Raw genomic sequence first — 21,349 nt, forward strand, 5'->3', positions numbered from 1 at the left:
CGGTGCGAATGTCTCAGTTTAATCGCCAAAAGAGATTTTGGCGAAATCTGGGCGCACTAGCAATTTTGCGCCAAGACTGTCGCTATCGCGCGAACCGCTCCCCTCCCAAAGTTGCACATTCGCTAACATGTTCCCAATCCACGCCGTCTTTGACATCATGGCCCGGATGCGGAATGTTAATCGGCGGAAAGCCAACAATGGGAGTTAGTCATGACAATCTATAAGAGCAACGGCGACAGCGTTCCGGATCACATCCTGGCGATGGCCGAAGAAGCCAAGTCGGGCAAGGTCGATCGCCGCGAATTCCTCGCGCTCGCCAGCATCTTCGGCGCGTCGACGGCCATGGCCTACGGCCTGCTCGGCCTAGCCGCTCCGACCCCGGCCAAGGCCGAGGACGTCAAGGGCAAGAAGGGCGGCGTGCTGAAGGTGGCGATGTCGATCAAGGATCCCAAGGATCCGCGCACGGCGGATTGGTCGGAAATTGCCAATGCCGAGCGCCAGGCGCTCGAGCCGCTGGTGAAATACACCAAGGAGTACACCTTCGCGCCCTATCTCCTGGCAAGCTGGGACATCAACGACGACGCCACCGAATACACACTGCATGTGCGGCCGGGCGTCGAATGGAACAACGGCGACAAGTTCACAGCCGATGACGTGGTCTACAATTTCACCCGCTGGGCTGACAAGAACGCAGCAGGCAACTCGATGCCGGGACGCCTTGGCAGCCTCGTCGACGAGAAGACCAAGAAGTTGCGCGAAGGGTCCGTGGTCAAGGTCGACGACATGACCGTCAAGTTGAAGCTGTCGAAGCCCGACATCGCCATCATCCCGAACCTGTGCGACTATCCCGGCCTCGTCGTCCACAAGACCTTCGATGAGAAGGGCGCGAACTTCAAGAACTGCCCGATCGGCACCGGTCCGTTCGAGCTCGTCTCCTATGATGTCGGCCAGAAGGTGGTCTACAAGCGCCGCACGACCGGCAAGTGGTGGCAGGGCGAGGCCTTCCTCGATGGCGTCGAGTTCATCGACTATGGCACCGATCCGGCCGCGACGGTTTCGGCCTTCGAATCGGGCGAAGTGCAGACCAACCACGAAACCACGGCCGATTACGTCAAGATCATCGAAGGCGTCGGCGCGCCGGCATCGGAAGTCGTGACCGCGGCAACCGTGGTCTCTCGCTTCAACGTCAATGCCAAGCCCTATGGCGACCAGAAGGTGCGGCAGGCGATGTGTCTTGCCGTGGACAATTCGGTGGTGCTGCAGCTCGGCTACGGCAATGCCGGCACGCCGGCCGAAAACCACCATGTCGCGCCGATCCATCCGGAATATGTCGAACTGCCGAAGATCAAGCGCGACATGGCCAAGGCCAAGCAGATGCTGACGGAAGCCGGCGTGATCGATTTCGAGCACGAGCTGATCAGCAATGACGAGGACTACCACAAGAACACCACCGACGCGATCGCGGCCCAGCTGCGCGAGGCCGGTATCAAGGTGAAGCGCACCGTGCTGCCGAGCTCGACCTTCTGGAACGACTGGACGAAGTACCCGTTCTCGGAGACCAACTGGAACATGCGTCCGCTTGGCATCCAGGTCATTGCCATCGCCTACCGCTCCGGCGAAGCCTGGAACGAGACGGCCTATGCCAATCCGGACTTCGACAAGAAGGTCAACGAGGCACTCGGCATCGCCGATGCGGAGAAGCGCAAGGTGGTGATGAAGGACATCGAGACGATGCTGCAGGAGTCCGGCATCATCATCCAGCCTTACTGGCGCAAGCTCTACATCAACATCAAGCCCGAGGTGAAGAACCACTCGATGCACCCCACCTACGAGCACGACTTCGGCAAGGTCTGGCTCGATCAGGCGTGACCCACAGCTTGACGGATACGAGGGGCCATTGGCCCCTCGTATTCGCAGGATCGTCGCCGTTGCACTGGATGCAGCGGCGGCGTGACGTCACAAGGTTTTCGAAACAGGGTTGACCATATCTGACCCCAACCCGGCCGGCAGGGGGGCACAATGTTCTCATTCATCATCAGACGCATCGGCACTATTCTGCTCACGATGCTGTGCCTGACGCTGGTCGTTTTCTTCCTCGTCAATCTCGAACCCAATCTTAAGAAGCTGGCGATCAGCCAGACCGAAATGCACACATCGGCCGAGCAGCTCGAAAGCTGGCTGGTCAATCACGGCTACCGCCAGAACTTCTTCGTCCGCTACGGCCAGTGGCTCGGCGTCTTGCCCAAGCAGCCGATCACGGATCCGGCGACCGGGAAGACGACGCAGCGTTTCTCCTTCTGCAACGACCCGACGGTGCCGACATTCACCGGCGTCATCGAGGGTGATTTTGGCTGTTCGACCAAGTTCAAGACCACGGTTGGGGCCAAGTTGTTCCCGGCGCTCGGCGCCACCGGCATCCTGATGTTCTGGGTGCTGGCGGTGATGGTGCCGGTTTCGCTGCTGATCGGCATTCTTGCCGGTATGCGCGAGGGCTCGCGCACCGACCGCGTGCTGTCGGTCGCCTCGATCGCCTCGACGGCGACACCTGAATATGTGTCGGGCGTCATCTTCACCGTCGTCTTCGCCTCCTGGCTCGGCTGGCTGAACGGTTCCGCCGCCTCGGCAAGCCAGGGCATCACTTTCTACAATTTCACGCTGCCGGTGATCACCCTGGCGATCTACGGCATCGGCTACATCGCGCGCATGACGCGCGCCTCGATGGTCGAGGTGATGACGCAGCAATATATCCGCACGGCACGCCTGAAGGGGCTTTCCTTCAAAAGCGTGGTGGTCAAGCACGCGCTGCGCAACGCGTTGATCGCCCCGTTCACCGTGATCATGCTGCAGTTCCCCTGGCTGCTCACCGGCGTCGTCATCGTCGAGGTGATGTTCCGCTACCAGGGCTTCGGCTATACGCTGGTCGAGGCCGCCGGCAACAACGACATCGATCTTCTGCTCGGCTGTTCGCTGGTCTCGGTGTTCATCGTCTTGATCACCCAGCTCATTTCCGACGTCGGCTACGCGTTCCTCAATCCGCGCATCCGCGTTCAGTAGGGAGAAGGCGCATGCAAGCTCAATATATCGGCGCCTCCACCATCATCCTCGAAGTGCTTTGGCGCTTCTGGCCGGTTTGGGTCGCGCTCGCCATCGTCATGGGCGCGAGCTTTCTCTACAAGAAGAAGCTGGCCCTCTATGGCCAGCTGTTCGACAGCGGCGTCGGCATGGCGGGCGTCTTCATCTGCCTGTTCTGGCTGTTCACGGCGATCTTCGCCTCGACCATCTCGCCTTTCGATCCGCTCGGCCAGATCCCGATCATGAAGGACACGCTACCCGGCGCCATCGAACCGCAATCGGGGCTCGTCTATCTCTTCGGCGGCGACAAGCTGGCGCGCGACGTGTTCTCGCGCATGGTCTATGGCAGCCAGATCGTGCTGATCATCGCGCCCGCCGCGACGGGTTTCGCGCTGATGGTCGGCATCACGCTCGGCCTGCCGGCCGGCTATTACGGCGGCAAGATCGATTCCGTCCTGTCGTTCCTGGCCAACCTGGTGCTGGCTTTCCCGGTGATTCTGCTGTTCTACCTGCTGGTGACGCCGGGCATCATGGACACGCCAATCCCCTATGCGCTGGCGGGTGTCTTCTTCCTGTTTCCGATCATCTTTTTCAGCGTGCTGTTCTGGACCCGCTACAAGAACCGGCCCGACCGGATCTACATCCTGCTTGGTCTGACGCTGATCATAGGCGGCTGGATCTACCTCGGCCTCGTCTTCGACAGGGATCCGCTGCACATCGTCCACATCGATCCCAATCAGCTCAACATCTTCGTGGCTGTGGTGTTCGCCTCCAGCCCCGGCGTGTTCCGCATCGTGCGCGGCCTGACCATGGATATCAAGACTCGCGACTATGTGGCGGCGGCGCAAACGCGCGGTGAATCACCCTGGTACATCATGCTGTGGGAGATCCTGCCCAATGCACGCGGTCCGCTGATCGTCGATGCCTGCCTGCGCATCGGCTACACCACGATCCTGCTCGGCACGCTGGGCTATTTCGGCCTCGGCCTTGCGCCCGAGAGCCCGGACTGGGGCACCGCGATCAAGGATGCCAGCCGATTGCTGCGCTCCTTCATCCACCCGGCGCTGCCGCCGACGATCGCGCTGATGTCGTTCGTGCTGGGGCTCAACCTGTTGGCCGATTCGCTGCGCGAGCAATCGATGAAAGACTGATTGACGGGTCTTGACCCGCATCTGGTATAATTTGGATTGGAGCGACCCATGAACGAGGCAGTTCGAAATCCCGCCAAGCCGACCAATGGGCCGATCATCGAGATCGAGAACTTGTCGATCTCCTTCTTCACCCGCAAGGGCGAAATACCGGCCGTGATGGATTTTTCCTGCACGGTCATGCCGGGCGAGGCGATGGGCATCGTCGGTGAATCCGGCTGCGGCAAGTCGACCGTGTCGCTCGGCATCATGCGCGACCTGTCCAACATCGGAAAGATCGTCGGCGGCAAGATCAAGTTCCAGGGCAAGGACATGGGCGAGCTCTCCGACGAGGAGCTGCGCGCCATCCGTGGCAACAAGATCGCCATGATTTACCAGGAGCCGATGGCCAGCCTCAATCCGGCGATGAAGATCGGCCAGCAGCTGATGGAAGTGCCGCTGATCCACGACAAGGTGTCGAAGGAAGAGGCCTATTCCAGAGCGCTCGAAATGGTGCGCTCGGTCAAGCTTCCGGATCCCGAGCGCATGATGCGCTCCTATCCGCACCAACTTTCCGGCGGCCAGCAGCAGCGCATCGTCATCGCCATGGCGCTGCTGTCGAAGCCGGCGCTGCTTCTGCTCGACGAGCCGACCACCGCGCTCGATGTGACCGTGGAGGCGGGCATCGTCGATCTGGTCAAGGGTCTCGGCGAGAAGTTCGGCACCTCGATGATCTTCGTCTCGCACAATCTCGGCCTCATCCTGGAAACCTGCGACCGCATCACGGTGATGTATTCGGGCGAGGCGGTAGAGACCGGCAAGATCAAGGACGTCTTCGACCGGATGCGCCACCCCTATACGCAAGGGCTGTTCCGTTCGATCCCGCTGCCGGGCGCGGACAAGAACTCGCGGCCACTGATCTCTATCCCCGGCCAATTGCCACTGCCGCACGAGCGGCCGAAGGGCTGCAATTTCGGCCCGCGCTGTCACCATTTCGTCGAGGGCGTCTGCAACGCCGCCGAGATCCCGATGATCGAGGTTCCGGGACACGAAGGCCATTTCTCGCGCTGCGTGCGCTTCAACGAGATCGACTGGGAAGCCCTGCCGCCCGGCGCCAAGAAGGTCAACGAACGTGTCGTCCCCGGCGCGCCGGTGCTCAAGATCGAGGACCTCCGGAAATACTACAAGGTCGGCGGCAGCGAGGTGTTCGGCTCGAGCGAGGGCCGTGTCGTCAAGGCCAACGAGACGATCTCGTTCATGGCGCGCGAATCCGAGACGGTCGCCATCGTCGGCGAATCCGGCTGCGGCAAGTCGACCCTGGCCAAGGTGCTGCTCGGGCTGGAGACGGCCAGTTCCGGCAGCGTGACGCTGGGCAACAAGGAAATCCAGTCGACCGGCATCGAGAGCCGCAGCGTCGACACCGTGTCGTCGATCCAGATGGTGTTCCAGAATCCATTCGACACGCTCAACCCCAGCCATTCGGTCGGATCGCAGATCATCCGCACGCTGGAAAAATTCAATGTCGGCAAGACGGTCGCCGACCGGCGCAAACGCATGCTGGAACTGCTCGACCTGGTGAAGCTGCCGCGTGCCTTCGAGACCCGCAAGCCGCGCCAACTCTCCGGTGGCCAGAAACAGCGTATCGGTGTGGCACGCGCCTTCGCGGGTGACGCCAAGGTGGTGGTGGCTGACGAGCCGGTTTCGGCGCTCGACGTCTCGGTGCAGGCGGCGGTGACCGAATTGCTGATGGACATCCAGCGCAAGAACAAGACGACGATGCTGTTCATCAGCCACGATCTCTCCGTCGTGCGCTACATCGCCGACCGCGTCGTCGTCATGTATCTCGGCTATATCGTCGAGCAGGGCACGACCGACCAGATCTTCGCACCGCCCTACCACCCCTATACCGAGGCGCTGCTGTCGGCGATCCCGATTGCCGACACCAGCGTGGTCAAGAAACATGTCGTGCTGGAAGGCGACATCCCCTCGGCGATGAACCCGCCGTCCGGCTGCCCGTTCCAGACACGCTGCGGCTACAAGAAGCTGGTGCCGGACAATCTATGCGAGACCAAGGTGCCGCCGGTCAAGAACCTCGGCGACGGCCATATGAGCCTGTGCTGGCTTTCCGACGAAGTGCTCAAGACCATGGAGCCGGTGATCAAATTCGACAAGGAACACGCCGCCAATGAGGGCGTGCCGGATGATGCGCCCCATGGCGACGGTCCGGGCTTTGCCGGAACTCCGCCCGACCGGCCGCATGGCAAGACGGCCAGTGCGGAAGCCGACACCGCGGGGGAGGCCGCCGAGGAGGCCGAAGCCGTTTCACGGGCCCGCCGGCACGAAGTTCGGGACGACGTCTCCGAGACCGGCGATGCCTCTCCGAAGCCCGCCAACGCCACCTCCGCGCCGTTCACGCCAAGGACGCTTGGAGACGGCCGCCAGGCGGAGAACGCACGCGTGGCTCCAATTGCTGAGCCGGCGGCGAGGCAGACCCGTCTGGCCGGCGCAAATGTCGACAAGAACCGCCCGTCCGGCATCGCCAAGCCTGCCAAATCCGATGACCTCAAGCTGATCTCCGGCGTCGGCCCGAAGACGGAGGGCATCCTCAATGGTCTCGGCATCTTCACCTACGCCCAGGTCGCCGCATGGAAGAAGGCAGAGCGCGAGTGGGTTGACGATCATCTGAGATTCCACGGCCGTATCGAGCGCGAGGACTGGGTCAAGCAGGCAAAGGCGCTAGCCAAGGGCGGCGAGGCTGAATACATCAAGGTGTTCGGCAAGAAGCCGCGCTGAAAGCCACGACCGTTGCGGCAACACTTTAGTTGCCGCACTGGCTCAGTTGCTGTGCATAATCGCGGGCCATCTTGTCGGTGGCCCGTGCATAGCCCTGTACCCCGGCATCGCCACGATTGCCTCGGCCATAGGCGGTCCAGCCGAGATAGTAGGCGAGATAGAGGTTGTAGGTGTCGTTGCGCGCGACGCCGTAGCTGTCTGATGTCTTGGAATGATACCAGCCTACGAAGTCGACGGCGTCGGCGAATTTCGTTCGCCGTGCCGCCCAATTGCCGGTCTCGCTCTGATATTGCGACCAGGTGCCGTCCAGCGCCTGCGAGAAGCCGGTGGCCGACGAGACGTGTTTCCAGGGGATGAAGCCGAGCAGCTTTGTACGCGGCGGCCGGGCGTTGCTCTTGAAGCCGGACTCCTTGCGCACGGTGGCCATCAGCACTGGCACCGGCACGCCGTATTTCTGGGATGCGCGCTCGGCCGCCGACTGCCAATTGTCAAACCAGCCGTCATTCTGGTCGAAGACGGCGCAGACATTGTTGATGTGGCTGGGCGCGGTGGCGCAAGCCGAAAGCGCCAACAGCGCGCAAACTGCTACAATTTTACTAAAACTCGACCTACGCATGTGAGGAGCAATAGGCCGAAATCATAAAGGGAATCTTGCTACCGTCGTTAAGGCTTCGCCGGCACCAGCAGATGGAAAATGCCGTATCGGTATTCCGACGCCGATTGTCGCTTTTTCTAAACAGACATTGCAGATATGCCGCCTTGGCTAAAATCACGCCGGCAAGCGGCGTATTTCTGACAGACCGGCCGCGCTGCCGAAGCTTTGATGCCGGCATGACCGAACCAAGACGCAAGCGCGGCGCCGAGCGCACCAGCAACAGAGGCCCAGCGCCTATCGCGCAGCTGCCGCCCAGGCGGGTGACGAATCCCTATCCGCCGATGGCGTTGTTGTCATCAGACCAGATCGAGGCGATCCATCAGGCGTCGATGCACATATTGGAGAATTTCGGTATCGAGGTGATGAGCCCGCGTGCGCTATCGCTGTTCGAGAAGGCCGGCGCCAAGGTCGATCACGCCTCGGCCAATGTGCGTGTCGATCGCGGCATGATCGATGAGGCGCTGAAGACCACGCGGTCAGACTATACGCTGACCCCACGCAACCCGGCCAAGTCAATCCATCTCGGCGGCAACACCATCAATTTCACGCTTGTAGCCGGTCCTCCCAATGTGCACGACATGGAGCGCGGCCGCCGCGCCGGCAATCTGCGCGACTATGCCGATCTCACCCGCCTGGCGCAGCATTTCAACTGCGTCCACATGCTTGGCAACCAGGTCTGCGCGCCGGTCGAGCTGCCGGCCAACTCACGCCACCTCGACACCTACTTCACCAATCTGACGCTGACCGACAAGAGTTTCCATGTCTCGGCGATCGGTCGGGGCAGGGCTCTGGACGGCATCGAGATGATGGCGATTTCACGCGGGCTGACACTGGATCAGATGCGCGATGATCCCGGCATCGCCACCATCATCTCGGTCAACTCGCCGCGCCGCTTCGACGAGATGATGGCAGAGGGGCTGATGACCATGGCCGAGTACGGCCAGTCGGTGGCGGTGACACCGTTCACGCTGATGGGTGCGATGAGCCCGGTGACGCTGGCCGGCGCCCTGGCGCAGCAGAATGCCGAGGCGCTGTTCGGCGTTGTGCTGACGCAACTCGTGCGTCCGGGCGCGCCTGTGATGTACGGCGCCTTCACGTCCAATGTCGACATGAAGTCGGGCGCGCCGGCCTTCGGCACGCCCGAAAACACCAAGGCCAACATCGCCTCGGGACAGTTGGCGCGGCGCTATGGCCTACCATACCGGACGACACCGGGCTCGGCCTCCAACGCCGCCGACGCACAAGGCGCCTATGAGACGCTGATGGCGCTGTGGGGGGCGGTGCTCGGCCACGGCAATCTCGTCTACCACGCCGCCGGCTGGCAGGAGGGCGGGCTGACGGCGTCGTTCGAGAAATTCATCATCGACGTCGAGATGATCCAGCACATGATGGAGTTTTTGCGCCCGATCGTGGTCGACGAGGCCGAGCTTGCCGTCGAGGCATTGGGCGCGGTGCCGACCGGCGGCCATTTCTTCGGCGAGCCGCACACGCTGGAGCGCTATGCGACCGCCTTCTACCAGCCGATGCTCTCCAACTGGCAGAATTTCGAAGCCTGGCAGGAGGCCGGCGGTCTCGACGCAACCGCGCGCGCGACGCGGCTGTGGAAGAAGGCGCTGGAGGATTATGTCGAGCCGGCAATGGACATTGCCGTGCGCGAGGAGCTCGAGGCTTACATTGCCAAGCGGCGCGAGGCGATCGGGCAGGGCGAGCCGTGACTTTAGCGTCGACGCGAGGCACTTCCCATCCCGATTCACATCACCCATCCAACTCGTTGACATCAGAGAAAAATTCATGAAATCGCATGCAAAGGTCGTGGTCATTGGCGGCGGTGTCGTCGGATGTTCCGTGCTGTTCCACCTCGCCCGCCATGGCTGGACCGACATCGTGCTGCTGGAGCGCGACGAGCTGACCTCCGGCTCGACCTGGCACGCGGCCGGCGGCATGCACACGATCAATGGCGACCCCAACGTCGCCAAGCTGCAGAAATACACCATCAACCTTTACAAGGAGATCGAGGAGCTGTCGGGCCAGGCGACCGGCGTCCACCTGACCGGTGGCGTGCTTTTGGCTGCAACCGAGGCGCGACTTGACTGGTTGCGCGGGGTGGTCGCCAAGGGCCGTTATCTCGGCATCGAGCTGGAGGAAATCTCGCCGAAGGAGGCGGCCGAACTGATGCCGCTGCTCGACCCCAGCCAGTTCGTCGGCGCCGTCCGCAACAAGGAGGACGGCCACCTCGATCCCTCTGGTGTCACGCATGCCTATGCCAAGGCGGCGCGAAAGCTGGGCGCCGAGATCGAACGGTTCACCAAGGTGGAGGACATCGTGCGCCGTCCCGACGGGATGTGGCGCGTCATCACCAACAAGGGCGAGGTGGTGGCCGAGCATGTCGTCAATGCCGGCGGCCTGTGGGCGCGCGAGGTCGGCCGCATGGTCGGGCTCGAACTGCCGGTGCTCGCCATGGAGCACATGTACCTGATCACCGAGGACATGCCGGAGGTCGCTGCCTGGAACCAGAAAACCGGGACCGAGGTCATCCATGCGGTCGATTTCGACGGCGAGCTCTATCTGCGCCAGGAGCGCGGCGGCATGCTGATGGGCACCTACGAGAAGGCCAACAAGCCGTGGTCAGAATACCAGACGCCGTGGAATTTCGGTCATGAATTGCTGGCGCCGGACATCGATCGCATCGCGCCGTCGCTCGAGGTCGGCTTCCGGCATTTCCCGGCTTTCCAGAACACCGGTATCAAGCAGATCATCAACGGACCCTTCACTTTCGCGCCGGACGGCAACCCGCTGGTTGGGCCGGTGCGCGGCCTGCCGGGCTTCTGGGTCGCCTGTGGCGTCATGGCCGGCTTCAGCCAGGGCGGTGGCGTTGGCCTGGCGCTGTCCAACTGGATGATCGAGGGCGATCCGGGCGCCGATATCTGGGCGATGGACGTGGCGCGCTACGGCGACTGGGCGACCATGGCCTACACCAATGCCAAGGTGCGCGAAAACTATTCCCGGCGCTTTTCGATCCGCTTTCCCAACGAGGAACTGCCGGCCGGGCGGCCGCTGAAGACGACGCCCGTCTATGACCTGTTGTCGGCCAGGGGCGCGCAATGGGGCGTCGCCTACGGGCTGGAGGTGCCGCTCTGGTACGCGCCGGAAGGCGTCAAGGACGAGTTCTCATGGCGGCGCTCGAGCGACTTCACCCATGTCGCCGCCGAAGTCGCGGCGGTGCGCTCAGGCGTCGGCCTGTCGGAGATATCGAGCTTCGCCAAATACAAGGTGACGGGCGAGGGGGCGGCGGCCTGGCTCGACCGGATGCTCGCCTGCAAGCTGCCGAAGCCCGGTCGCATGACCCTGGCACCGTTGCTCAAGGAAGACGGCAGACTGATCGGCGATTTCACGCTGGCCAATCTGGGCCCTCAAGATCGGGAAGAAGGGGGCTGGTTCCTGGCCGGCTCCGGCATTGCCGAGCAATATCACATGCGCTGGTTCGAGCAGCATCTGCCCGATGATGGCTCGGTCCACATCGAAGCGCTGGGGCAAAGGCTCACCGGCCTGTCGATCGCCGGTCCCAAGGCGAGGGACGTGCTGGCGAAAGCCACGCGCTGCGACATATCGAATGCGGCGTTTCCCTTCATGGCTATCGGCAAGATGGATATCGGCATGGCGCCTTGCCTGGTCGGCCGCGTCAGCTACACCGGTGATCTCGGCTACGAGATCTGGGTGGCGCCGGAATATCAGCGTGCGGCGTTCAACGCCTTGATGGCGGCGGGCGAAGAGTTCGGCATCGGCCTGTTCGGCTCGCGCGCGCTCAACGCGCTGCGTCTGGAGAAGAACCATGGCTCATGGGGGCGCGAATACCGGCCGATCTACGGGCCGCTGGAAGCCGGGCTCGACCGCTTCGTCGCTTATGGCAAGGAGGCGGATTTCATCGGCAAGGCGGCGGCGCTGGCCGAGCGCAAACAGGGTGGCAAGCTGCGGCTGCGCGCCTTCATCGTCGATGCCGATGATGCCGATGTCATCGGCGACGAGCCGATCTGGTTCGGCGGCGCGGTGCGTGGCTGGGTGACGTCGGGCGGTTATGCCCATCATTCGAAGAAGTCCGTCGCTGTGGGCTATGTGCCGAAGGAGATCGCCGACGAGAGCGACGGCTTCGAGATCGAGTTGCTGGGCAAGCGGCATGCTGCGCGCATGCAGGCGACGCCGCTGTTCGATGCGAATTTCGAACGAATGCGGGGGTGAGAGCGCATCCCCGCATAGGGCATCACGCGTTGCGGCGGTTGTCGAGCGCGAAGGCGCCGGCGCCGGCAAAGACCAGATAGAGGAAGATGAAGCAGAACGAGATCGCCGCGTCGCCGCTGTTGTTGACGGGGAAGAAGTCGCGCGGCATGTGCGCCGAGAAATAGGCGATCGCCATTTCACCGGCCAGGAGGAACGCGACCGGGCGGGTGAAAAGGCCGAGCGCCAGCAAGATGCCACCGGCGAATTCGAGGATGCCGGCGGTCGTGGTCAGCCCGGTAAGGGCGTGGGGTTGGGCGCTTACCGGGAAGTTGAACAGTTTCTGGCTGCCGTGTTCGATGAACTGCAGCGCGGTCATGATGCGCAACACCCCAAGCGCCTGCTGCTGGTACTTGGCAAGGCCTTCAAAAAGTTTCATCTGAACTCCATTTTTACCCTCCGGCCCGGCGATAGATTATCGCCCAGTGATGGACCATTCACTTCCCCTGGCATGTCATCAACAATCGGTGATTGAAAACGTTCCCCCAATATTATTCTCGCCTGGGTTGCATTTTTGTCGCTATGGTTGTATTGACATGGGCACTCTGAACGTGTGGATTTCCTTGCCATGAAAAAAGTTATCATCAGCCTATTCGCACTCGTTGCAGGCACCAGCTTCGCCATGGCCGAGGATGCCGGCTGCGAGGCCTTCAAATGGCCGGTGACGCGCGAACAGGCGCTGTTTCCCGCTGCACCCTCAACGCCGTCCGGAGCGACGCTCGCAGTTGGTGCCGCCGCGGATCTGGCGTTGGTGCCGGCCGAGAAGGCCGGCTTTGCCATGCCGCCCGAACACGCGCCGGCAGCGGGCACGTTCGGCGCCGTCGCCAGCGTGGCGGTGCCGCCGGAGGGAGCCATCCAGATCAGCCTGTCGGGCGAGGCCTGGATCGATGTCATCCAAGATGGCCATGCGGTGAAATCGGTGGGCTATAGCGGCGTCAAGACGTGCCCCGGCATCCGCAAGAGCGTGCGCTTCAAGCTGGCGGCCGGCCAAGCCACCGTCCAGTTCAGCGGTGCCAAGAAAGAGACCCTCAAGGTCGCGGTGCTGGCGCCGGAATGATCCGACGCCAGCAAGCGTGATATCAGCGGTCGGCGCGGGCTACCGCACCGGCGCCATCAAAGCGAAATGCGCACCTTGCGGATCCTGGCATTGCACGATCCAGCTGCCACCGGGGACGTCCATCGGCCCCATCAGGATCTTGCCGCCATTGTCGGTGACGCGTTTGGCGGCCGCGTCGATTGCCGGGACGTTGAAATAGAACTGCCAGACCGGCACCGGAATCTGCTCGGGCTTGTTCATGATGCCGCCACCGGATTCAGGGCCGGCGGTAAAGGTCTGGTAGATGCCCATCGGGCCCATGTCGAACTCGCCGGCATTGACCCAGCCGAACTGGCCGGAATAGAAATCGAACGCGGCCTTCCAGTCGCTCGTGTAGAGTTCGTGCCAGCCGATATGGCCCGGCGTGCTGGCCGGCACGACGGGCTGGTCCGGACCGTTCGGCTGCAGGAACATGAAGGTCGCGCCTTGCGGGTCGGCCACGACGGCGAAGCGGCCGACGCCTGGAATGTCGTCGGGCCGGCGGTGAACGGCGCCACCTGCTTTTTCCAGCGACGCCGTTGCTGCGTCGACATCCCTGGCGTGGATATAGCCCAGCCAGGCGGGCGGCATGCCCATCTTGGCCGCATCCTCGGGTATCGTCATCAGGCCGCCGACCCCGCGCTCGCCGACATTCATGACGATATAGCGCGGCATGCCCGGGGCTTTGTCGAAGGGCTCGGCCCGCCAGCCGACCACGGCGGTGTAAAAAGCCTCGGCGGCGTCGAGGTCTGATGTCATCAGTTCGTACCAGAAGAAGGGCATCGGGGATTTTGGCATGGTCGGTCTCCTCACCGTTGTGCACCGATCGTCGTTCGATCCATCCTAGGACGATCTCGATGACAGAAATCCGACATCTGGGCTAGAAATCGGAAACGGCAAGGCGCAGCCTCCAGGCATCTTGCATGCCTTGCGATTTTCGCCTTTGCTTGGACTTTAGAAGGGGGCGTCGATCCATGCGGCAGATGTCACTTACGGCCGAGCTTGTCGCACTATGTCATCGCGAGGAGGCCGATCCCGGGCCCAGTGGCAACTGGACGCAACTGAGCGACGAGGATTTCCGGGTCCTTTCCGCGCGGCTGTCCGGTGAAGCCGATGCGGGGCCGCTATGGGTGTTCGCCTATGGCTCGCTGATCTGGAAGCCGGCTTTCGAGTCTGTCGAACGGCAGCGCGCCACCGCGCATGGCTGGCATCGCTCCTTCTGCATCGACATGGTCCGCTGGCGCGGCAGCGTCGCGCAGCCAGGACTGATGATGGCGCTCGAGCGCGGCGGGCGATGCGATGGCGTGATCTATCGTTTGCCGGAAGGGGAGAAGACTGCTCAGATCGAAAGGCTATTGCGGCGCGAGATCGACGATCATGAGAGCGTCGCTTCGGTCAGGTGGGTTCCGGTGCGTACGGCGCAAGGGCCGTTGCGGGCGCTGGGTTTCTGGGTCGGGGTGACGGGTAGAGGCACTTCGCTCGGGCAGCCGCTGGAGACTGTGGCACGGGTGCTGGCGCGCGCCTGCGGCCATGTCGGCTCCGGCGCGGAATACCTTTACAATACGGTCAGCCATCTCGAGGAATTCGGCATCCGCGACCGCAATCTCTGGACATTGCAGCAATTGGTCGCCGATGAGATCAGGTCGATCCACGGCATTGGCATGGGCGGCGGCTCTATGCTTGCCTCACCGTCACCTTAACTTGAATGCTTGTGTCATCTTTTAGTTCAGCCTTTTCAGCAGTTTGCGTCAAAAATTGACCAATTGATAAAAAAATAAAACGTGCTAGCCTTCCCCAAAACGAAAACATGGGGAACTGAAAATGCCAGAGGGCCAGTTCAAAGAGGGTATCGTCGGCGGCCGACTTCTGCCCGACCAATACGCGGACAATTTTTCCGACCTGCATCCGCCGCTCGATCATCACGAGGCGCTGGTCGAATCCGACCGCTGTTATTTCTGCTACGACGCGCCGTGCATGAATGCATGCCCGACCTCGATCGACATTCCGCTGTTCATCCGCCAGATCTCGACCGGCAACCCGATCGGGTCGGCCAAGACCATTTTCGACCAGAACATCCTGGGCGGCATGTGCGCCCGCGTCTGCCCGACCGAGACACTGTGCGAGGAGGTCTGCGTGCGCGAGGTGGCGGAAGGCAAGCCGGTGCAGATCGGCCGCCTGCAGCGCTACGCCACCGACGTCGCGATGAGCGAGAACAAGCAGTTTTATCCACGTGCCGAACCAACAGGGAAGGCGGTCGCCGTGGTCGGCGCCGGCCCGGCCGGCCTTGCCGCGGCGCACCGGCTCGCCCGCCATGGCCATGACGTGACTATCCTGGAGGCGCGCCCGAAGGCCGGCGGCCTCAACGAATACGGCATCGCCGCCTATAAGAGCGTCGACAACTTCGCCCAGGCCGAGGTCGACTATGTCACCGCGATCGGTGGGATCGACATCCAGAACGGCAAGGCGCTCGGCCGCGACTATCAACTCTCCGACCTGATCCGCAATTACGATGCGGTGTTCCTCGGCATGGGGCTGGGCGGCGTCAACGCGCTGCGCGCCGACGGCGAGGACGCGGCCGGCGTCACCAACGCGGTCGAATTCATTGCCGAACTGCGCCAGGCCAGCGATCTTTCAGCCTTGCCGGTCGGCCGCCGCGTCGTCGTCATCGGCGGCGGCATGACGGCGATCGATGCCGCCGTGCAGTCGAAGCTGCTTGGCGCCGAGGAGGTGACGATCTGCTATCGGCGCGGCCAGGAGCATATGAACGCCTCCGAATTCGAGCAGGACCTGGCCGCCGCCAACGGCGTCACCATCCGTCATTGGCTGCAACCGAAGCGGGTGATTGCCGAAGGTGGCAAGGTGTCGGGCATCGAACTCGAATACACCGCGCTCAACGGTGACAAGCTTGCCGGCACCGGCGAGACGCTGACACTGGTTGCCGACCAGGTGTTCAAGGCGATCGGCCAGAGTTTTGTGCCGGTCGCACTCAACGGCAGCGGAGCGTCGATCGACCTCGAAGCCGGCCGCATCAAGGTTGACGAGGAAGGGCGCACCTCGCTGGCCAAGGTCTGGGCCGGCGGCGATTGTATTTTTGGTGGTGATGACCTGACGGTCTCAGCCGTTGCGCAAGGACGCGATGCGGCGGAATCGATCAACCGGGCACTGGCCTTGAACGGGAGGGCATGAGCATGGCAGACATCAGAAACAATTTCGTCGGCATCAAATCGCCAAATCCGTTCTGGCTGGCCTCGGCGCCGCCAACTGACAAGGCCTATAATGTCATCCGCGCGTTCAAGGCGGGCTGGGGCGGTGTCGTCTGGAAGACGCTAGGCGAGGAAGGCCCGCCGGTGGTCAACGTCAATGGCCCGCGCTATGGCGCGATCTGGGGTGCCGACCGGCGCCTGCTCGGCCTCAACAACATCGAACTGATCACCGACCGCGATTTGCAGACCAATCTGCGCGAGATGAAGCAGGTCAAGATGGACTGGCCCGACCGCGCGCTGATCGCATCGATCATGGTGCCTTGCGTCGAGGAAAGCTGGAAATCCATCCTGCCGCTGGTCGAGGAGACCGGCGCCGACGGCATCGAGCTCAATTTCGGCTGCCCACACGGCATGTCGGAGCGCGGCATGGGCGCGGCCGTCGGCCAGGTGCCGGAATACATCGAAATGGTGGTGCGCTGGTGCAAGCAGTACACGCGCATGCCCGTCATCACCAAGCTGACGCCCAACATCACCGATATCCGCAAGCCGGCGCGGGCCGCACATGCCGGTGGCACCGATGCGGTGTCGCTGATCAACACCATCAACTCGATCACCGGGGTCGACCTCGACAGTTTCGCACCAATGCCGACCATCGACGGAAAGGGTTCGCATGGCGGCTATTGCGGGCCGGCGGTGAAGCCGATCGCCATGAACATGGTGGCCGAGATCGCCCGCGACCCCGAAACCCGCGGCCTGCCGATCTCCGGCATCGGCGGCATCACCACGTGGCGCGACGCCGCCGAATTCATGGCGCTGGGCGCCGGCAATGTGCAGGTCTGCACGGCGGCGATGACCTACGGCTTCAAGATCGTGCAGGAGATGATCGCCGGTCTCGAAAATTGGATGGACGAGAAGGGCCACCGCTCGCTCGACGACGTCATCGGCCGTGCCACGCCAAACGTCACGGACTGGCAATATCTCAACCTCAACTATGTCGCCAAGGCGCGTATCGACCAGGACGCCTGCATCAAATGCGGCCGCTGCCACATCGCCTGCGAGGACACTTCGCACCAGGCGATCACCAGCATGGTCAACGGCGTCAGGCATTTCGAGGTGATCGAGGCCGAATGCGTCGGCTGCAATTTGTGCGTCAATGTCTGCCCGGTCGACAATTGCATCACCATGGAGCCGCTGGCGGCGGGCGTGATGGACGAGCGCACCGGCAGGCCGGTGTCGCCGGTCTATGCCAACTGGACGACGCACCCGAACAACCCGATGGCCAAGGTGGCGGCGGAGTAGGGGCAGACATTCGATGAAAAAGCGGCGCCTTCGGGCGCCGTTTTCATTTTCCTATTGCAGATAAAAACTATCCACGATAAAAGATATCCATGAATTGGAGATTGGCATCATGAAGCTGGGCGAGGGCGTTGAGGCGGCCATCCACTGCGCGGCCACCCTGGCGAGCGTCGACGGCAACAGCACCATGCCGGGCGCTGCGCTGGCGGAATCCTTCGGCCTGTCACCGAGCTATTTGTTGAAGCATCTCAACATGCTGACGGCGTCCGGTGTTCTGCAATCGGTGCCGGGTCCGGCCGGTGGCTACCGGCTGGCACGGCCTGCCGAGCGCATAACACTGCTTGACATCGTGCTGGCCATCGAAGGGCGCGAGCCGGCGTTTCGCTGCGGCGAGATCCGCCGCAACGGTCCGGTCAAGATCGATGCCTCGGCCTATGTCAAACCTTGCGGCATCAACGCCGCGATGTTGAAGGCGGAGCGCGCCTACCGGGCAGCGCTGGCCGAGGTGAAGTTGTCTGACATCGTGGCGGATTACGCAGCGGAAGGCGACCCCAGATCGTTTGCCGCGAGCTGCGCCTTTGTCGAGCGTCATCAGCGGCCGCAGAAATCCAGTTCAACCAACCAAGCCTAACCTCCCCAAGGATGCGAAAGGAAAGACGATGAAACAGAGAATGCAGTTTTTCGCCAAGGCGCCGGAAATCATGAAGGCGGTGTCGGCGCTCAACAAGGCGGTCGACGAATGCGGACTGGAGGTGAGCCTGCTGCACCTGATCAAGCTCAGGGCCTCGCAGATCAACGGCTGTTCCTTCTGTGTCGAGATGCACAGCCGCGAAGCCAGGCGCGACGGTGAGACCGAACAGCGGCTCTATCTCGTTGCCGCCTGGAAGGAATCGCCGCTCTTCTCCGAACGCGAACGCGCCGCCTTCGCCTGGACCGAGGCCGTGACGCTGATCGCCAACAATGGCGTGCAGGAAGAGCTTTACATCAGCGCGCTCGAGCATTTTTCGGAAGAGGAACTGGTCAAGCTGTCCGTCGCGGTCGGCATGATCAACACTTGGAACCGGCTCTGCGTCCCGTTCCATGCCATCCATCCGATGCCGGCCGCCAAGGCGGCCTGACAGTCCGAATATTTATTGGGGCGCCGCCGAGGAAGGCGGCACTTCTACTGTTTCAAGGGGAGAGTTCAATGCCTGTCGATTTGCCTTCGACCTTGCTGTTTCTCGGCCGCCTGCTGCTCGGCGGCGCCTTTGTCTTGGCCGGCCTGCGCAACATCCAGAACGCGGCCTTGCTGACCGGGTTGATGGCCGCGCGTGGCGTGCCCCAGGCCCGGCTGGCGCTGTGGGCCGGCATTGTCCTGCAGATCATCGCGGGGGTGCTGGTGGTGACCGGCATCTGGACCGCGATTGCCTGCGCGGTGCTAGTGCTGTTCCTGATCGTGGCGACGCCAATGTTCCACAATTTCTGGGATCATCAGGGGCCTGACCGGGCAGCGCGCATCAACGGTTTCGTGGGCAATGTCGCGCTGAGCGGAGGGTTCCTGACGCTGATCGCGCAGTCGCTCTAGTCGACGGACGGCGCCGTCGCCAAGGCAACTCCGATACTTATTGTTAGGACAGTCCCGATATCTAATCTCTAATCGTAATTTCGTTGAGCGTTAAATGTATATTCTCAGAGGGAGAAGGCGAGACGCCCTGAGATGGCTGCTTATGGGAGGAGGGCTGACAGTTGTCGTTGTCGTCCTTCTGGAACATTTTCGGTCAATTACGGCTAGGGATTCGTTCGTTTTATTAGATATCTATTTTATATCGAGCTTGTTGATGATTTCTGTCCTACTACGAAATTCGGACGAGAAAAGCTTTCTAGCGTCCCCTGGATTCCTAGGGAAATCAGCAACTCGCTTCACCCTATTTGTCTATTTCGTTTATGGCGCATTCGCGCTGTACCCTTTGGTGGAAGACCGCTCTCGCTCTGAATTTATGGGCGAGATTGGGTTTTTTATAATTCTCTTAGTAATGGGGTTCCCCGATGTCCTCCTTTTTCTTCGAACAAAGGCCGATTCCGGGAAACCTATCTATCAAAGGGCGAATCTGTTTGGCTTTTGGATATTGCTGCTGTTCGTCATCGCGGCAATCGGTGCTGGGATAGTCGCCGGGCGATAGAAGGCCCCCGGCTCGTCCAAGTCGCAATACCGTTGTCACGTTTCTTCCAGCCGCATGCACTGCCTATGCCGCGAATCGCAAGCCGCCGTCGCAGGTCAGGACCTGGCCGGTCATGAAGCTGTTGGAGACGAGGAAGGCTATCGCCGAGGCAACATCCTCGGCGCGTCCGATCCGGCCGACCGGGGTCTTGCCGGCATATTCGCTGAAGACTGCCTGCCGCTGCCCAGCGGGCAGAAAATCCCACCAGGGCGTATCGATGACGCCGGGCGCCACGACATTGACGCGCAGCGGCTTCAGTTCTACCGCCAGGATCGGCGCGACGGTCAGCAGCATGCCGTTGATGGCGCCGATGCCGGCGACGCCCGGCATCGCGATTTGAGCCGACACCGCCGAAATGAAGGTGACCGATCCCGATTTGTTCAGCGTCGGCAAGGCAGCCTGCAGGCAGGACAGTTGCGGCCGCACCTTCTCGTCGACGCCGCCGCCGATGTCTGCAAGGTCGAGCGTCTCGAACGGGCCAAGACCCTTGCCGCCGCTCGCCGCCAGAACGAGGTGGTCGAACGGACCGAGGCGCTCGAAGAACTGGCGCACCTCATCCGGCTTCGAAGCGTCGAAGGCGGCCTTGTCGGCGGCGCCGCCAAGGCTTTTCCAGGCGCTGACGAGCTTGTCCTGGTTGCGTCCGGTGATGGTGACCTTCATGCCCGGGCCGAGCAGTTTGCGCGCTGTCGCCAGGCCGATGCCGGACGAGCCGCCGATGATGACTGTGTGTTCGGTCCTGCTGGTCATGATTTTTCTTCCTTCGATTTTGGCGAAGCCAACCCGACGAGGTCGAGGCTCAGGCTGCGCAATTGACGTCTTGCCCTGGCGTCATAGGCCTGGGCGTCGGCGCGGGATTCGCGCAGGCCGTCGAAATAGAGGCCGCTGCGCCCTTCGAGCGCGGATGAGGTGGCGAGGTTCAAGATGGCGTCGGCGCCGGTTTCGACCGAACTCCATGGCGTCACGCCCGCCTGTCGGACCATGGTGGTGTTCATGTAGCTCGCCGGATGCAGCGCGTTGACGGTGACGCCGCTGCCTTTCAACTGCTCGGCCAGATCGACGGTGAACAGGATCTGCGCCAGTTTGCTCTGGCAGTAGGCGCGCACGCCGCTATAGCCGTGGGTCAGCATGACGTCGTCGAAATCGATCGCCTGCTGGCCGGCGGACGCGACGTTGACGATGCGCGCCGGGGCGCTTGCCCTGAGCAGCGGCAGCAGTTCCGAGGCCAGCAGGAAGCCGGCGAGATAATTGACGGCGAAGCGCAGTTCGTAGCCATCGGCGCTTGTCTGTCGCTTGTCGCCAGCAGTGCCGACGCCGGCATTGTTGATGAGGATGTCGAGGCGGGTTGTGCTGCTGCTCACGGCCTCGGCGAGGCGTCTTACCTCCGCCAGCGAAGCGAGATCGGCCGCGAAAAACTCGGCCTTGCCGCCGGCGGCTTCGATCTCGGCGACAACAGTCTTGCCGCGTGTGGCATCGCGGCCATGCACCAGCACGCGTGCGCCGGCGGCACCCAGCCTTTGCGCCACGACTCGGCCGACGCCGTCGGTCGAGCCGGTGATGAGGATGATCTTGTCTTTCAGTTCCATGTTCAGAGCCTCCTGTCGTTGCTCTGAATGCAAGATGGGGCGCTTCACCCATGGCAAACAGTTCAAACTTTATCCTGG

Annotated in this window: 18 protein-coding genes; 13 read left to right on the forward strand and 5 right to left on the reverse strand. The window is 62.4% G+C overall.

The genetic code is table 11. From position 1 onward, the window contains the following. The first annotated feature begins 210 nt into the window (after positions 1-210). From LB536_RS11320 to LB536_RS11335, 4 genes are all read left to right on the forward strand, one after another. Positions 211-1,869: an ABC transporter substrate-binding protein gene (locus LB536_RS11320; RefSeq protein WP_224592004.1), complete on the forward strand. Its 1,659-nt coding sequence runs from the start codon at positions 211-213 to the stop codon at positions 1,867-1,869. A 150-nt stretch (positions 1,870-2,019) separates the two neighbouring features. Then, on the forward strand, positions 2,020-3,054 hold the full coding sequence (locus LB536_RS11325) for an ABC transporter permease (protein WP_140811970.1): 1,035 nt from the start codon (positions 2,020-2,022) through the stop codon (positions 3,052-3,054). An 11-nt stretch (positions 3,055-3,065) separates the two neighbouring features. After that, complete coding sequence (locus LB536_RS11330) at positions 3,066-4,223, forward strand: ABC transporter permease (protein ID WP_140759045.1); 1,158 nt, start codon at positions 3,066-3,068, stop codon at positions 4,221-4,223. A 48-nt stretch (positions 4,224-4,271) separates the two neighbouring features. Continuing rightward, entirely contained in the window at positions 4,272-6,992 is a 2,721-nt protein-coding gene (locus tag LB536_RS11335; RefSeq protein ID WP_411966541.1) for a dipeptide ABC transporter ATP-binding protein, read from the forward strand. Between the two features lie 25 nt (positions 6,993-7,017). Here the strand turns inward: LB536_RS11335 and LB536_RS11340 are convergent, their stop codons facing one another. Beyond that, complete coding sequence (locus LB536_RS11340) at positions 7,018-7,608, reverse strand: transglycosylase SLT domain-containing protein (protein WP_140759041.1); 591 nt, start codon at positions 7,606-7,608, stop codon at positions 7,018-7,020. 215 nt (positions 7,609-7,823) lie between these two features. On the opposite strand from LB536_RS11340, the gene LB536_RS11345 reads away from it, so the two are divergent. Together LB536_RS11345 and LB536_RS11350 are read left to right on the forward strand one after the other, a co-directional pair. Continuing rightward, on the forward strand, positions 7,824-9,362 hold the full coding sequence (locus LB536_RS11345) for a trimethylamine methyltransferase family protein (protein WP_224592005.1): 1,539 nt from the start codon (positions 7,824-7,826) through the stop codon (positions 9,360-9,362). Between the two features lie 76 nt (positions 9,363-9,438). Continuing rightward, the gene (locus LB536_RS11350) at positions 9,439-11,880 is read left to right on the forward strand and encodes an FAD-dependent oxidoreductase (RefSeq protein ID WP_224592009.1); all 2,442 of its coding nucleotides are present in this window, start codon (positions 9,439-9,441) and stop codon (positions 11,878-11,880) included. A 22-nt stretch (positions 11,881-11,902) separates the two neighbouring features. Here the strand turns inward: LB536_RS11350 and LB536_RS11355 are convergent, their stop codons facing one another. Next, positions 11,903-12,295 carry a DoxX family protein gene (locus LB536_RS11355; protein ID WP_224592012.1) on the reverse strand — a complete coding sequence of 131 codons (393 nt, stop codon included), beginning with the start codon at positions 12,293-12,295 and terminating at the stop codon, positions 11,903-11,905. 189 nt (positions 12,296-12,484) lie between these two features. Between LB536_RS11355 and LB536_RS11360 the strand changes: the two genes are divergently transcribed. Beyond that, positions 12,485-12,973 (forward strand): hypothetical protein, encoded by a 489-nt coding sequence (locus tag LB536_RS11360; RefSeq protein ID WP_224592015.1) that lies wholly within the window; start codon positions 12,485-12,487, stop codon positions 12,971-12,973. 39 nt (positions 12,974-13,012) lie between these two features. Here the strand turns inward: LB536_RS11360 and LB536_RS11365 are convergent, their stop codons facing one another. Then, positions 13,013-13,789, reverse strand: coding sequence for a VOC family protein (locus LB536_RS11365; protein ID WP_224592018.1), 777 nt, complete (start codon positions 13,787-13,789; stop codon positions 13,013-13,015). 176 nt (positions 13,790-13,965) lie between these two features. Between LB536_RS11365 and LB536_RS11370 the strand changes: the two genes are divergently transcribed. The 6 genes from LB536_RS11370 to LB536_RS11395 all read left to right on the forward strand — a co-directional run bounded on the left by LB536_RS11370 (position 13,966) and on the right by LB536_RS11395 (position 19,054). Beyond that, on the forward strand, positions 13,966-14,691 hold the full coding sequence (locus LB536_RS11370) for a gamma-glutamylcyclotransferase (protein WP_224592020.1): 726 nt from the start codon (positions 13,966-13,968) through the stop codon (positions 14,689-14,691). A gap of 121 nt (positions 14,692-14,812) precedes the next feature. Continuing rightward, positions 14,813-16,177 (forward strand): NAD(P)-dependent oxidoreductase, encoded by a 1,365-nt coding sequence (locus LB536_RS11375; RefSeq protein WP_224592023.1) that lies wholly within the window; start codon positions 14,813-14,815, stop codon positions 16,175-16,177. 2 nt (positions 16,178-16,179) lie between these two features. Further along, a complete protein-coding gene (preA, locus tag LB536_RS11380; protein ID WP_224592026.1) occupies positions 16,180-17,493 on the forward strand; it encodes an NAD-dependent dihydropyrimidine dehydrogenase subunit PreA in 1,314 nt (437 codons plus the stop codon). A 109-nt stretch (positions 17,494-17,602) separates the two neighbouring features. Beyond that, positions 17,603-18,121, forward strand: coding sequence for an RrF2 family transcriptional regulator (locus tag LB536_RS11385; RefSeq protein WP_224592029.1), 519 nt, complete (start codon positions 17,603-17,605; stop codon positions 18,119-18,121). Between the two features lie 28 nt (positions 18,122-18,149). Continuing rightward, complete coding sequence (locus LB536_RS11390) at positions 18,150-18,608, forward strand: carboxymuconolactone decarboxylase family protein (protein WP_224592032.1); 459 nt, start codon at positions 18,150-18,152, stop codon at positions 18,606-18,608. Between the two features lie 68 nt (positions 18,609-18,676). Then, complete coding sequence (locus tag LB536_RS11395) at positions 18,677-19,054, forward strand: DoxX family protein (RefSeq protein ID WP_224592035.1); 378 nt, start codon at positions 18,677-18,679, stop codon at positions 19,052-19,054. A gap of 658 nt (positions 19,055-19,712) precedes the next feature. On the opposite strand, the gene LB536_RS11400 is transcribed toward LB536_RS11395, so the two are convergent. Both LB536_RS11400 and LB536_RS11405 read right to left on the reverse strand, forming a co-directional pair. Next, positions 19,713-20,435 (reverse strand): SDR family oxidoreductase, encoded by a 723-nt coding sequence (locus tag LB536_RS11400; RefSeq protein WP_224592037.1) that lies wholly within the window; start codon positions 20,433-20,435, stop codon positions 19,713-19,715. Beyond that, entirely contained in the window at positions 20,432-21,271 is an 840-nt protein-coding gene (locus tag LB536_RS11405) for an SDR family NAD(P)-dependent oxidoreductase (RefSeq protein ID WP_224592040.1), read from the reverse strand. The genes LB536_RS11400 and LB536_RS11405 overlap by 4 nt, the downstream gene beginning before the upstream one ends. Between the last annotated feature and the right edge of the window lie 78 nt (positions 21,272-21,349).

Origin of the sequence: Mesorhizobium sp. ES1-3, from assembly GCF_020164795.1 — a bacterium.
GTDB lineage: Bacteria > Pseudomonadota > Alphaproteobacteria > Rhizobiales > Rhizobiaceae > Mesorhizobium.

Bases quoted from the DNA above. Each gene is read 5' to 3' on its own strand.
- LB536_RS11320 (WP_224592004.1), top strand. From the start codon at position 211: ATGACAATCTATAAGAGCAACGGCGACAGCGTTCCGGATCACATCCTG.
- LB536_RS11325 (WP_140811970.1), top strand. From the start codon at position 2,020: ATGTTCTCATTCATCATCAGACGCATCGGCACTATTCTGCTCACGATG.
- LB536_RS11330 (WP_140759045.1), top strand. From the start codon at position 3,066: ATGCAAGCTCAATATATCGGCGCCTCCACCATCATCCTCGAAGTGCTT.
- LB536_RS11335 (WP_411966541.1), top strand. From the start codon at position 4,272: ATGAACGAGGCAGTTCGAAATCCCGCCAAGCCGACCAATGGGCCGATC.
- LB536_RS11340 (WP_140759041.1), bottom strand. From the start codon at position 7,608: ATGCGTAGGTCGAGTTTTAGTAAAATTGTAGCAGTTTGCGCGCTGTTG.
- LB536_RS11345 (WP_224592005.1), top strand. From the start codon at position 7,824: ATGACCGAACCAAGACGCAAGCGCGGCGCCGAGCGCACCAGCAACAGA.
- LB536_RS11350 (WP_224592009.1), top strand. From the start codon at position 9,439: ATGAAATCGCATGCAAAGGTCGTGGTCATTGGCGGCGGTGTCGTCGGA.
- LB536_RS11355 (WP_224592012.1), bottom strand. From the start codon at position 12,295: ATGAAACTTTTTGAAGGCCTTGCCAAGTACCAGCAGCAGGCGCTTGGG.
- LB536_RS11360 (WP_224592015.1), top strand. From the start codon at position 12,485: ATGAAAAAAGTTATCATCAGCCTATTCGCACTCGTTGCAGGCACCAGC.
- LB536_RS11365 (WP_224592018.1), bottom strand. From the start codon at position 13,789: ATGCCAAAATCCCCGATGCCCTTCTTCTGGTACGAACTGATGACATCA.
- LB536_RS11370 (WP_224592020.1), top strand. From the start codon at position 13,966: ATGCGGCAGATGTCACTTACGGCCGAGCTTGTCGCACTATGTCATCGC.
- LB536_RS11375 (WP_224592023.1), top strand. From the start codon at position 14,813: ATGCCAGAGGGCCAGTTCAAAGAGGGTATCGTCGGCGGCCGACTTCTG.
- preA (WP_224592026.1), top strand. From the start codon at position 16,180: ATGGCAGACATCAGAAACAATTTCGTCGGCATCAAATCGCCAAATCCG.
- LB536_RS11385 (WP_224592029.1), top strand. From the start codon at position 17,603: ATGAAGCTGGGCGAGGGCGTTGAGGCGGCCATCCACTGCGCGGCCACC.
- LB536_RS11390 (WP_224592032.1), top strand. From the start codon at position 18,150: ATGAAACAGAGAATGCAGTTTTTCGCCAAGGCGCCGGAAATCATGAAG.
- LB536_RS11395 (WP_224592035.1), top strand. From the start codon at position 18,677: ATGCCTGTCGATTTGCCTTCGACCTTGCTGTTTCTCGGCCGCCTGCTG.
- LB536_RS11400 (WP_224592037.1), bottom strand. From the start codon at position 20,435: ATGACCAGCAGGACCGAACACACAGTCATCATCGGCGGCTCGTCCGGC.
- LB536_RS11405 (WP_224592040.1), bottom strand. From the start codon at position 21,271: ATGGAACTGAAAGACAAGATCATCCTCATCACCGGCTCGACCGACGGC.